General features: G+C 29.9%; 6 protein-coding genes. 1 reads left to right on the top strand and 5 read right to left on the bottom strand.

Features of this window, described 5'->3' with window-relative positions; genetic code table 11:
• Nucleotides 1–480: 480 nt before the first annotated feature.
• The 5 genes from RB618_RS18840 to RB618_RS18820 form a co-directional block, all read right to left on the bottom strand.
• Nucleotides 481–2,646 (bottom strand): prolyl oligopeptidase family serine peptidase, encoded by a 2,166-nt coding sequence (locus tag RB618_RS18840; RefSeq protein ID WP_308070175.1) that lies wholly within the window; start codon nt 2,644–2,646, stop codon nt 481–483.
• Between the two features lie 50 nt (nt 2,647–2,696).
• Nucleotides 2,697–2,855 (bottom strand): hypothetical protein, encoded by a 159-nt coding sequence (locus RB618_RS18835; protein WP_308070174.1) that lies wholly within the window; start codon nt 2,853–2,855, stop codon nt 2,697–2,699.
• 143 nt (nt 2,856–2,998) lie between these two features.
• Nucleotides 2,999–4,708, bottom strand: a complete 1,710-nt coding sequence (locus RB618_RS18830; protein ID WP_308070173.1) for an AraC family transcriptional regulator — start codon at nt 4,706–4,708, stop codon at nt 2,999–3,001.
• The gene (locus RB618_RS18825; protein ID WP_308070172.1) at nt 4,705–5,568 is read right to left on the bottom strand and encodes a thiopeptide-type bacteriocin biosynthesis protein; all 864 of its coding nucleotides are present in this window, start codon (nt 5,566–5,568) and stop codon (nt 4,705–4,707) included. Before RB618_RS18825 ends, RB618_RS18830 begins: the two co-directional genes overlap by 4 nt.
• Nucleotides 5,569–5,571: 3 nt before the next feature.
• Nucleotides 5,572–7,809 (bottom strand): lantibiotic dehydratase family protein, encoded by a 2,238-nt coding sequence (locus RB618_RS18820; protein ID WP_308070171.1) that lies wholly within the window; start codon nt 7,807–7,809, stop codon nt 5,572–5,574.
• Nucleotides 7,810–8,189: 380 nt separating this feature from the next.
• Here RB618_RS18820 and RB618_RS18815 point away from each other — a divergent pair.
• The coding region (locus tag RB618_RS18815) for a non-ribosomal peptide synthetase (RefSeq protein WP_308070170.1) at nt 8,190–14,314 on the top strand (6,125 nt) is incomplete at its 3' end.

Genomic DNA, 14,314 nt, shown 5'->3' with positions numbered 1-14,314 from the left:
TCTTTGTCTTGTTATTTGTTTAGATTGATAGCTCTTTACTACTTACTTCTGGAGAAAAAGAACGTTATTCCATCGTCTTTTTTTGATTAGCAATAGAATAAAAAGGATAAATTAGACTTCAGGGTTGTTGAGATTAGTGGAAACTTAAAAATGACCCATTACATAAGGATTACGGCTACTCTCTGCTGCGTTAGAAAGTCATATTGCGGAACTTCAGACTCCGCAACATAAAGATGTAATAAATTACTTAAACAAATTCAGCAGAAAGACTGGATTTTAAGAAAGCCTGCAGATTTTTTTGCAGGCTTTCTGTTTTGTGTCTTATCTGTACTTCATTTTATTGCACCACTTGCAGATGCTCATTTGCGAATTTCGGGCTCTGGAAGTAGAGGGTGCAAAGAAACGCAAAACAAAAAATAACAAAGAGAGCTAAGATGTTGATAGTTGGTATTTTGACTCTTTTTTGTTATAACTGTACAATCAGTTTAAGAGCTTAAATTTAGGATTTCCCATTTGCCATAAAGCAAAGGCAAATTGATCAGCAAAGTCATTATATAATTCCAGATTTGAGTTGTCTAGTCCATGACCGGCATTGTAATTCACTGCAAAAACAATAGGTTTCTTTGAAGTAGACGACGCTTTTAATCTCGCAGCAAACTTACCTGAAATCCAAGGTGCAACACGGGCATCATTCATGCCTGTAGATATTAAGCAGGCTGGGTACTGAACTCCTTTTTTAATATGCAGATAAGAGTCCATTTCAATAAGAGCTTCTAACTCTTCTTTTATTTCCGGATTACCAAATTCTTTCAAGCAATTTGGCCCGTTTGGAGTTTCTTTAAGTCTTTCGGTATTTAATTCTCCATTTTTGCAGATCATTACTTTAAATAAATCGGGTCTTTCAGTAATTGCTCTGCCAACTAAAATGCCACCCGCACTGCCACTAGTTATGGCAATTTTTTCATTTGAAGTAATTTTTTCTTTAATCAAATATTCGGCTGCAGCTATTAAATCTTTCCATGTATTTGGTTTTGTAGATTTATAGCCGTTTTTATACCAATCATTACCTTTCTCACTGCCGCCTCGTACGTGTGCTTCTACAAATACGCCACCGTTTAAAACCCATGATAAATAAAAGATTTTGAACCTTGGTTTTAGCGAGATCCCAAATGATCCATATCCGTCAATAAGGACATTATTCATTTTATCCTTTTTAAGGCCTTTTTTGTAAATTAATGATACAGGAACCATAGCGCCATCGTGTGATGGAATTTCGATCTCTTCTACGACAAAATCTTCAAATTCAGGATAAAGAATCGGTGCTGTGATATTTGCTTCGCTAAAGATGTTCTTTTGGGCATCATAGCTGTATCGGGATTTAGAATTTAGCCAGCCATTGATAGTTATTAATAAGCCTGTATTATTGCTGTTATTATTTTGTATAGTAACAGCTCCTGCCTTTATAGGCAATTGTATTTGTTTAATTATATCTCCTTTTTTTTCATATAATTTCGCTTCAACTCCATTTTTAGTAGTAGAATAAAATAAACCTTCTTTATTTATGACATAGTCATCAATAGATTCTATTTTATTTTCGGCTACGACAATTTCTGCATTTTCAAAATCAGGACTGATAATATTGGTTTTGATAATCTTAAAGTTGGGTGTGTTTTTTGATGAAACGCAGTATAAATTATCATTTATTAGTTTTGGGTTTAAAAGCTCATCTTCCTTTTTATATAAAGGTTTCCAGTTTATTTTTTGATTCTTTAATTCTGTGATGTGAGCATAATAATAATCTTCATAAGTTGTTGCTCCGCTTAGGCTGGCTGTAATATATTTATCATTAGAATTAAAATCATACACTACAGGAAAATCTGCATTGGTAATTTCAATTTCGGGATTATTATTTTTTGAGAATATTATTTTATGTTTATCTGGCTGATCACCTATTTTGTAGATAACAGATTCAGTATTTAGGATGTAATTTTTATCTTTTGAATCAATTACAGGAATATGAATGTAAACAATTCCAGAGTCATCCAATAGCCATTTTATGCCCGCTAATGCCGCTGGCCAGCAATGTGTAATAACTTCAGGAAGTAAAGTTTTAGTTTTTACATTAAGAAAGGCTATTTCGCCAATTTCTTCTCCATTTTTAGCCAAACCAATAGCAACAATATTATTGTTCCAGGAAGGTTTGATGTAAGTTATGGAATAATTACTGCCTGCCTCCTTTTTATAATCCGCAGGGTCAAAAAGCAAAATTTCTTTTGCTTTTTCCCCACTTTTAAAATATAGTTTTCCGGTTTTATCACTATTTAATTTCTTTAAGTAAAATGAATAGTTATTATCCGTAATGTTAAGTAAGCTTATATCGAATGAATTTCTTTTCTCTAGTTCTAATAATTTTTCAAATATTTCTTTTCTGCCAGAAATATTATCTAAAAGTTTTCTGCTTTCAATACTATTTTGTCTGAACCATTTTTGCACCAATGTGTCATCTGGGTTTTCCATATAACGATACGGATCACTAATAACTTTGCCATAATAATTGTCGGTAAATGGTTTTTCTGTTAGAATAATTTCTTGGGATGCTACAATATTTGTGAAAGCAAAAGCACAGATTAAAAAAAATAATTTCATTATAAACGTTTTTGATATTTTGACTACAAGACTACGCTTTCAGAAAGATCTTAATTGCTTACCTGCCCTGAATTTGTTGGTGGTGTAATTGTTCCGCCTTTATCATCGTCAACGTTACCACCAACAATAGTACGCATATTTTTAAATTCAGCTACCTTAAATTTATCTAACGACAATTTCTTTTCAGTTTTAACTTGTTTCTTTTTCATAGTTTTTAAATGTTAAAATTAATTCCGGCGAATATACTGTCTACAGTATTCAGTTAAAAATTGTTATTCTCGAAATTTATAAATATCGGTCTAGAATATTTATAACTTATTAATTGCTATGTTTTTAAAAAGTTGTTTCTTAATTATTTTTCGCTGTTTTTTATAAAATAAGACGGCTGGTATCCTGTTTTCTTTAGGAAAGCTTTTGAAAATGATTCAGAGTTACTAAAACCAACTTCTTCTGAAATAGCTTTAATAGAATAATTTCTAAATTTTTTATCTTCACTTAATCTCTTAACAGTATGTTCAATTCTTAAATCATTAATGTATTGGCTAAAGTTTTTGTTTTTATATTGGTTAATTGTTTTAGATAAATAAGTGCTATTGGTTTCTAGTTTACGGGCAAAATCAATTTGGTTTATGTTTTGCTCCAGATAACCTTTATTCTTCTCAAATTGATCTATTTTTTTTAATATTTCAATTGCTTTTTCTTTAGAAAGATCTACAGTCTTTGTATTGTTTTCCTTTGTTTCTGTAACAGCAGTTTCAATTATCGATTTTTCTATTTCAAGAGCTTTATTTTCGTTACTATATTTATGATGTAATTCATTCACTCTATTTTTATAAAGTTTATTTTGTCTTTTTATTTTTGATAAGTTAAACAGAGAAAATCCTAAGCCTATAAAAATGATAAATCCAATGCCAATGTAAAGATTTTTCTCAATATTCATTTTTACAATTACTTTTTCTTTTTCCAACAATAAATGTGGCCTTTCATAATTTTTATTGATATTATCCTGCAAAATGATTCCATTTTTATTTAAATAGGAATCTATCTCTATTAATCGATTTAAATAATATAATTGTTTGTCATTATTTTTTAATTTTTTACTTATTTCAATTAAACGAACACAATTGTTGTGTAAATCTGCAGTATTTGAGCCGCTTTTAACCAGTATAGAATCTGCTTTTTCAAAATAATCCTGAGCTTTAATTATATTTTTTTCATTTTGTAAAATATTTTCTCCTCTGTAGTAATAACTAATTGCCAAGTTTAGTTTATCGTTACCAGATGCTAGCATCGTAATTGCTTTGTCTAAAAAAATGTCGCTCTTAGCGTATTGATTTTTAAAATGATAGCAAATGCCCTCATACATAATTGAATATTCATAAAATCTATTGCCTGAGTTAATTTGTCTTTGAAGTATTTTAATATAATTAAGAGCGGTATCTATTTTTTTTAAACGAATATATATATCAGACAAAATCCAGGTAGTGTATAGATAATCGACAGAATGGGCATCTTTGGATTTAAAATACTCGTAATTTTTTAAGATAAGAGGTAAGGCTTCTTTTGCTTTTCCCAGTTCAATTTTAATTAAGGCTATTTGCTGATTAACCATTAAATTTTGCTCAATGTTTCTTTTTTTAGAAGAATATTTTTCGGCTTCTAATATATTATTCAGTGAGGACTTTAAGTCCATATTTTTCATTAAAAAGTTACTTTTTAATATATAACCTTTTGCAGGATAATTAAAATCATCACTATTTTTTGTTAATGCGATAATGGAATCAGAGCATTTTAAAGCATCTTTGTCATCTGCAAAGGATATAGCGTATAAATACAATCCATTTGCAAGAATGATTTTGTCATTTTGAAATTTAGATTTTTTGTAATAAACTCTTGCATACAGTTTTTTGATTTTGTTATTCGAAAAAGAGCGTTCAAAACGTTTTTCAAGTTCTGTAAAAGAGGTGTTTTTTAATGAATCCGGAATAACAAAAGTTTCTTTTTTTTGAGAAAAGGAAGCAGTTGTAAATAACAGTAAAAAAAATAAGATAATATTTTTCATTTTCTGGCAGCAATACTTTTATAATATCGGGTCATGAAATCATAGCAAAGCATTTCATACTGTCTTTGTTTTGATCTGAATATTCTATTAATGTTCATGTGAATAATGGGGGAGATAAGACTTTCGATTGGAATGGATGGTTTCCCTTCTATTATATCATTTATTATTGCAATCTCTTTTTTAGTTGTTTTAAATAATTTTATTAATCCTTGTAAATACAAAGGCTCTTGTTTTTCTTGTAAATATAATTCTATTTCATTTTTATATGCCCGATATAATTGATCTAATTTTTTATTATTTTCTTTTTCAATCTCATGTTCCGCTTTATAAGCTTGTTCCATGGATTTTACAAAGCTGATTCGATCGTTAAACGACATTTTAAATTGCTCTAGCATTTCATCAATCATTAATATAGAAGCAAATATTCTGGCTATTTCGTCATTTTGTTTAGTAGTATTGCAAATAAGTTTGAGCACTTTTTTACTTTGGTAATAAAATAATTTTTCGATCAGTTCTATTGTTGTTTCTCCATATCGTTCAATTTCTCTTTTATAAGTTGCCGTTACAATGTCATTTACCAAATCTTTTTCGATCAATTCTCTAAAATGTGCCTGAATTAAAAATATTATTTTCTGAATATTTTTGGTATCATTGATTTGAAAGCGAAGCCTTAAATGATTTTTAGGATCATTATAACGTATAAAAAACCATTTTTTAATGAGCTTTTTTTTATGCAGTTTTTTTACAATTGGTAAAATGGTTTCGCTTAATATGTTATCGGCAGAATAATTTCCACAATATATTTTATAATAAAGCCATTCTTCTCCCAAAATAAAAGTTCTTTTTACTTGCTTATTCATTTCCTACTCTTTATTATTTTTTAAACCCACAATGAATTGATTTGCATAGCAGCCTTTTTCTCCTTTAACAACGTTATTAGAAGGAAATAAAAATTCTTCCAAAATAAATTGTGGTCTATTTTTAACAGTTTCGGCCAGCATTTTTAGACAAGTGTCGTTTGCTAGATTAATTACTAAGGTATTATCTCCATCGATTAATGAAACATATTGATTTTCTTTAATGTTTTCAGAAAGAAGAGCTGAACGAAACAATTCAGGATTAAAATTATTTGAAGCCAATATGTTGAAAAAATCAACATGTTTCGTTTTACTAAAAATCCATTTTGCTTTTGAGATAATGCAGTTCTCAATTGTAATTCTGGGTAAATAATCGAAGAGCTTCTCCAGTTTATTATTCAATCCAATTGCCGATTTACAATTTTCAAATTGCATATCGCATAAAAAATGGTATATAGGCAAAGCATTGTGAGAGTAATTATGAGCATTGGTCAGCTTTGTGATTACCTCTTTATCATGTTTTTTACTCCACAAAACTAGTCGGTCGTTTTTTACAAATAACCATAAGTCTTGAATATTTATCTGATTTGAATTTTCCAGATTTGACTTTCCCAAATAAGGAATTTCATAAATTCTAAAATTTGGCCTTCTTAATACATTTCCTGTTCTGGACTCTGGGAGATGAATTATTTCGGCAATAATTTTATTGTTGATATTTTCAGATTCAAATTGGATGATTTCTTTTGCGAAATTATTTATTTCTGAGTTTCCGTAACAAAATCTTGCCATTAAATTTGCCGCACTGGAACCTCCAATGCTTTGAATTGCAATATATTCTTTTCCGTTTTCTTGAACTATCTCAAAAACGCATGAAAATGTCTCTGGCATTTTATGAGCATAAGATATATCTTTAAAATCTTCATCGCTTAAGCAGATGCTTGCCTGGTTACTCTCAAGGACACTTAGTAATTTGCTGTAGATAATTTTTTCAGCTTTGTTTAAGTTTATTTGATAGTCAGTATTTGTTTTTGATTTGATTTCAATACTATCTAATATAGGAGTAGAGTCAAAAATAGTATTCTGCAAATATCCAATTCCAGTTTCAATATCGAGTGCTTTAACTAAAGGAACGGCTTCATGTTCATACCTCTCAAGAAATGATTTTTTAAAGTTTTCTAAAGGCGTTTGTTTTGGCTTTTCAGAAATTTTGTTTAAAAGATGTATCGCTTTTTGCAATTGATATTTATGTTTTTTATCTAATTGAAAGTCATTAGATTCAAGAAATAAATCAGTTTGAAAAAGATATTTTTTATCAAAAGAGATTTCTTTTTTCAGGAGCGTTTCCATTATTGCTTCGTAAGAAGAAATTTGGTTTCCTGATGCAAGATCGATTTTTAAAAGTTTGTCATTTATTTCATTATTAAAGGTCTCAATTTTAATGGTTCTTTCGGCCTCTTTTTTTGATAGACTTTTTAAATTCTCTGAATTAGAAATTTCAGTAAGTGCAGGTTCTAATTCAGATATAAGGATTTGATTAGAAATTAATTCGTCAATAAACTCTAAAGCTTCATCTTGACTAATCTCATCACTTATTAAATATGCAGCCAAACTATCTTTACTCTTGCCTAAAACGGCTTTTTCAAGTATTAAATCTAAATAGCTGCTTTTTTTTAATGCTTCCAGAGAATACTTGCGTTTTTTTTTTTCAAAGATGTACTCTACATATCTATAAAAATCACCCAGCTTATATAATGTAGAATTAGGATAAAAAAGCAATTCGTTTTGAATATTTTGATCTTGAGCCAATTCAGTAGATAAATTAACCAGAAACTGCATGTCTAAACGAGTTCTTCTATAAAACGAACCTTTTTCGACTGAGGAGATATTTTTAATATTAATTTTTGTCAAATCTGCCAATCTGCCTGCTCCACAAGCCGCAAAAAGGCCGAAAGGAGTACATCTGGTAGACATGCGAATAAGATATTTTAAGACAGAAATTTTAATTTTTTCGCCTTTTTGAATTGGATAATTTTCTTGTGCGCACCATTTTTGAATTTCAGAAAATAACTCGGGTGATGCTAAATATAGTGCTTCACTAATTTGATAATCGTTTACTAATTTTTTTACAGTATCTGTTTCAATTGAAAATCCTTCAGTAAGATTTTTATAAAACTCAATAGGATAAATAGGAGTGCGTATTATAAACGAAGAAAAAAAAGTAAAATCTATTTTAGGTTTTGGCATAAATTCAATAATGATAGAGAAAGATTAAGAAATACTTTGACAAAAATAGAGATAATTATTCTTTTTTATGAATTATTTTTAATACAATCCTTACAAAATATGTGATAAGTATGCTTTTGTATATCAAGAGGTTAGAAAAAATAAAGAATGCATTTTATAAATGTAGACTCGAAATTTATAAATGTCGACTGTATGCATTTTATATAATGCTATGCAACAATTAGTTTTGGCATTGTTATAAACGATTTTACATAGTGTAAATACTTTGATAATTTTTGTTTGAGCTGTAATTTAAATAAGTCATGGAAATTAAAAAATGAAAATTTGCAGACTTAAGAGTTCAAAATTGTAATAATAAAAAAAACGGAAAAATTAGATTTATGGATTCGAACAAAGGTTTAGATAACTTTGATTTAGCTTCAAGATACTGGAAAAACAAAATTTCTTACAGAGAACGTAATATTGTTTCTTGGGATAAAAAAGAGCATACTTTAAACGCAAGAATTAATGTTGCGGATCTTTCTTATTTGAATCAGATTACTAACAATAATGCTACAGCACAACATACAGTTATAGTTGCTGTTTTTTCTTTTTTGCTAAAAAAACTTATGCCTGAGTTTGATGGCTACGTAACATCAAATAGTGATTCTCATGCTAATTATTTACTTCTTGCGCTTCCAATAAATTTAAATGCCACATTTAAAGAGTATCTGCTAAAAGTCAAAAATGAGATCTTAGAAAGTTTAAGTTATTTTGAGAATTACAATATCGAAGATTATGATTTAAAAGGTGTTATAAATTTGTCTTCTTATTCTAATTTGGATATTAATATAAATTCTAAAGAAAATATCAAATGCAAAGGCATCGCATTTGACGTTAAGATAAATGAAAATATAGATATTAATGTTACTTACCTGGATGGGTTTGTAAAAAAGGATATAGTTCATTATCTGATTGCCCATTTTACTGATTTCATAATTAACTTAAAGGAATACATAGCCGTTGATTTATCTAAATTCTCACTATTAAGAGAAGAAGAAAAACATAATTTATTAGTAAATTTTAATGCTACCAACACGTTTTATCCGCAAGAAAAAACAATAGTTGATTTATTTGAAGAGCAAGTTGCTAAAACGCCAAATAATACCGCAGTTTGGTATAAAGATTCAAAATTAACTTATTCTGGATTAAATGAGAAGGCAAATCAATTGGCTCATTTCATTTCGTCAGAATACGTTATAAATCAAGGAGACATTATTGGTGTTTTTTTGCCTAAATCAGACAATGGAATTGTAGCATTATTAGCAATATTAAAATTGGGTGCAGTTTATATGCCAATCGATATAAATTATCCAAAAGAAAGAATAGACTACTTTATAAAAGATAGTGGTTTGCAACTAGTAATTTGTGAAGAGGCTTTATTGCTTGAGAATAATTGCATGACAGTAAATCTTCTGTCAATAAATTTTGATGAGATTAGTAAAAACAATATCAATAAAAAGATTTCACCCAAAGATTTAGCGTATGTAATTTATACATCAGGCTCTACCGGACAGCCTAAAGGGGTAATGATTGAGCATACAAGTAATGTAAATATGTCTTTAGATCAGATTAGATCTTTTGAAATTACAGAAAACGATAAAATAGTATGGTTTGCTTCTGTTGCTTTTGATGCTTCCATATCAGAGATCATGATGGGTTTGTACAGCGGTGCCACACTATGTATCCCGACAGAAGAAACGATAAAAGATAAGAATGAATTTGTTGATTTTCTTAAAAAAACAAATTCATCAGTGGTGACTTTTCCGCCAAGTTATTTAGGCTTGTTATCTGACAGCGATATTTCAGGATTGAGATGCATTATTACGGCGGGAGAACCTGCGAATTCTACCAAAGCAATTGCTGTTATAAATGAAGGAATTGATTATTATAATGCATATGGACCTACAGAGTATGCCGTTTGTGTGTCAATTTATAAGGTAAGTAGAAACGATTTTGAAAAGACAAACATTCCAATTGGAAAGCCAATTTCAAATACTAAAATTTACATCTTAGACGATGACTTACAACTCGTTCCAATTGGAGTTACTGGTAAATTGTATGTGTCAGGATCTGGTTTAGCAAGAGGATATTTAAATAAACCAATATTGACAGATGAAAGATTTATAGCAAATCCATTTATGGGTGGCGAGCGAATGTACGATACTGGTGACTTGGCATGTTGGCTGCCTGAAGGCGATATTGAATTTTTAGGAAGGAAAGATCAACAAGTAAAATTAAGAGGTTATAGAATTGAACTTGGCGAAATTGAGAATACAATTTTACAGTTTTCTGGGGATATAAAGCAGGTAGCTGTAGAAGTAAAAGAAAATAATCAGGAGAAAGTGTTGGTTGTTTACTTAGTTTCATCAAAATATATTGATAGATCAGTATTAAGAGATTTTCTTCAGAATGCATTGCCAGATTATATGGTTCCAGGATTTTATATGTTTTTGGAAAAACTGCCTTTAACTCCTAATGGAAAAATTGATAGAAAATCTCTGCCAAACATTTCGGAAGAAAATATCATCCGAAAAGAATTTAAAGCGCCAACAAACGTAATAGAAGAAAGTTTGGCAGGAATCTGGCAGGAAGTATTGGGAATAGAAAAAATTGGAGTCAATGAAAATTTCTTTGAATTAGGAGGTCATAGTTTAATTATTTCTCAGGTAATAAACAGAACTCAGAAAGAATTAGGCAAAACCGTATCGTTTAAAACTTTTTTTGCCAATCCAACCATAGAAAGCTTAAGTGTTCTGTTGCAGGATAATGGCTATTCACCATTACTAAAAACTTTTGAATCTGAATCTTATCCATTGACGGCTTCTCAAGGCCGAATATGGATATTAAGTCAGTTAGAAGGCGGTTCTTTAGCCTATAATATGCCTGCTGCAGTAAGGTTAAACGGAACCATCGATTTTGATAAATTTGAACAATCTTTTCAATTATTAGCACATCGTCATGAAATTTTAAGAACCGGTTTTAAAACAAATGAAGAAGGCGAGGTTCGCCAATTTATTTCACCTGATAGCCATACAACGTTTAAAATTGAACAAAAAGATTTTTCTTCAGTTGAGAATCAGAAAGAACAGATTGCAGATTATTTAGAAGAAAGAAATGCGACACCTTTTGATTTGCAAGAAGTGGGGCTTATTAGAGCCTCTTTATTAAAATTGAAAGAGGAAGAATTTGTGTTTTTCTTATCGCTGCATCATATAGTTGGAGATGGATGGTCTATCGAAATATTGATATCGGAAGTTGTAAAAATTTATAACGCTTTACTGCAAGGAAATAAAATTGATTTGCCAAAATTAAATATTCAATATAAAGACTATGCAGTATGGATTAATGAAGAAATATTGCAGGAAAAATATAAAATTTCAGAGCAATATTGGCTGACTCAATTTACCGGAGAGTTACCAGCTCTTAATTTGCCTACTTTTAAAACGCGTCCGTTAGTTCAGACCTATAATGGAAATACAATAAAACATCAGTTTTCATTTCAATTTTTAGAGAAATTAAAAGTATTTTCAAAACAGCAGGATATTACGTTATTTATGACTTTAATGGCAGGCATAAATACACTGCTATATCGATACACAGGTCAGAATGATATTATAATTGGAACCCCAATTGCAGGAAGAGAGCACCCAGATCTGGAAAATCAGATAGGGCTGTATTTGAATACACTTGCCATTCGAACTAAAATTGAAAAAGGAATTGATTTTTTAGATTTTATTAAAGTTCAAAAAGAGGTTCTGTTATGTGCATACGATCATCAAAATTATCCTTTTGATGTCTTAGTGGAAAATCTGAATCTAAAAAGAGACACAAGCCGTTCTGCTTTATTTGATGTTTTAGTAGTATTGCAAAATCAAGGACAATTGCATAATCTTAATCAGGAAGAACTTTTAAATCTTAAAATAAATAATTATGAGTTTATAAGTAAAACATCGCAACTGGATATAAGTTTTACGTTTGTAGAAAGTGAAGGATTAGATCTAACAATTGAGTATAATACAGATATTTATGATGATTATCTTATCGAAAGAATATTTCCTCATTTTAAAAACCTTCTTTTAGAATTAATTCAAAAACCTGAAAAACTAATCGATCAAGTTGATTATCTGACAGATCATGAAAAAGAGGAGTTAGTTACAGGTTTTAATAATACAGAGGTAATTTACTCAAAAGAAAAAACGATTGTAGATTTATTTGAAGAGCAGGCAGAAAAGACTCCAGACCATATTGCTGTAGTGTTTGAAGAAATTGAATTAAGCTATAAAGAGCTAAATGAAAAAGCAAATCGATTAGCACATTATCTTAGAGAGAACTATTCAATAAAACCAAATGATTTAGTTGGAATTAAATTGGATAGGAGCGAAATGATGATTATCGCGATCTTGGGAATATTAAAAGCAGGAGCAGCATATGTACCTATCGATATAAATTATCCCGAAGAAAGAATAAGCTATATTGAACAAGACAGCAAATGTATTGCAGTCTTGGACGCCGACACATTAAATAATTTTAATGCAATATACAGTAAATATTCACAAAACAATGCCGAGAGAATCTGCCAGCCTCATGATTTAGCTTATGTAATTTATACATCTGGCACTACAGGTAACCCTAAAGGTGTTATGGTAGAGCATTTTAGTGTGGTAAGTATTTGTGAGAACTGGAAATCTCATTATGGTTTAGATCAGATAAATGTCAATTTATTGCAGCTTGCAAGCATATCTTTTGATGTTTTTGTTGGAGATATCTGCCGCTCTATTTTAACAGGAGGAAAAATGATTATTTGCTCGAATGATGTTAAACTGAATCCGGAGCATTTATATGAGTTAATGTATAAACAAAAGATCTCAATTTTAGAGGGCACACCTAGTTTATTGCTGCCTTTAATGGAATATATAGTAAAGGAAAACAAAGATTATAGTTTCTTTAAAATATTGATTTTTGGTTCTGACAGTTTTAATAATCAGGACTATAATAGGTTGAAAGACAAGTTAGGTAACGAAATAAAAATAATTAATAGTTATGGTGTTACTGAAGCTACAATAGATTCAACTTATTACGACGATTATAAAAAAGCTCTAAATGGTTTTACGCCTATAGGAAAACCATTTTCGAACACAAAAATTAGAATATTAGATGCTTATGGCAATTTGGTGCCGTCTGGAGTTTACGGAGAAATATATATTGGAGGCGATGGGCTGGCCCGCGGATATTTTAATAATGATTCTCTAACAGCAGAAAAATTTGTTTTAAATCCATTTAAAAAAGATGAAAAACTTTATAAAACCGGTGATTTAGGTCGTTGGTTTGAAGACGGTAATATCGATTTTATTGGGCGAACTGACAATCAGGTTAAGATACGAGGCTATCGAATAGAATTAGGAGAAATTGAAAGTGCGCTACAAAAGCATAAAAATATCGATTCTAATGTAGTTTTAGCTAAAACGAATCATTTGGGAGAAAAATGTTTGGTTGCCTATGTTGTAAGTAAAGAGAAATTAAAAATATCAAACTTGATTTCTCATTTACAGTATATGCTGCCTAACTACATGATTCCAAGTTATTTTGTGCAAATTGATTCTTTACCATTGACGCCAAATGGAAAAATAGATCGAAAAGCATTACCTAATCCTGAAGAATCCAGAATTTTATCAAGTGCAGAATATGTTGCGCCAAGAAATGATTCTGAGAAAAAACTTGCTGCAGTTTGGAAGGAAGTTTTACAGATAGAAAAAATTGGAATAGGGGATAATTTTTTTGAACTGGGAGGCCACAGTTTGAAAGTTACTAAACTATTAAGTTATGTAAACAGAGAGTTTAATGTAAAAATTAGCTTTAAAGATCTATTTGTAAATATGATTTTCGAAGATCAAATGCAAATAATCTTAGCGGCTAAAAAAATAATATATAGCAATATTTCTAAAGTCGCTCAACAATCAACTTACGAACTGTCTTCTTCACAACGCAGATTATGGCTTTTAAGCCAATTTGAAGGAGGGAATATTGCCTATAACATGTCAAGTATTTTTGAAATAAACGGAAGTCTGTCAATTCCTTCTTTAGAAAGAGCATTTTTAAGCCTCATTGAGCGTCATGAATCTTTGCGTACCGTTTTTAATGAAAATGAAGCGGGTGAAATTAGGCAAAATGTATTAAAAATCGCTGAAATTGACTTTCTGTTACTGTTGGAAGATGTAAGTGAAGAAGATTGTTCGACTGAAAAAATAAATGAAATTGTTTATAATGAAATCACGCATAGTTTTGATTTAGGGCTGGATTTATTAATTAGAGCAAAATTGATAAAAACTTCTGATGATACTTACATTTTTATTTGCGTTATGCATCATATTGTAAGTGATGGATGGTCAGTTGATATAATGAAAAATGAGTTATTTGCTTTATATGATGCTTATTCAACAGAAAGCCAATTGGTATTGCCAGAATT

This window comes from Flavobacterium sp. LHD-85, from assembly GCF_030929595.1.
Lineage (GTDB): Bacteria > Bacteroidota > Bacteroidia > Flavobacteriales > Flavobacteriaceae > Flavobacterium.
This window is presented reverse-complemented; position numbering and strand designations above follow the sequence as displayed.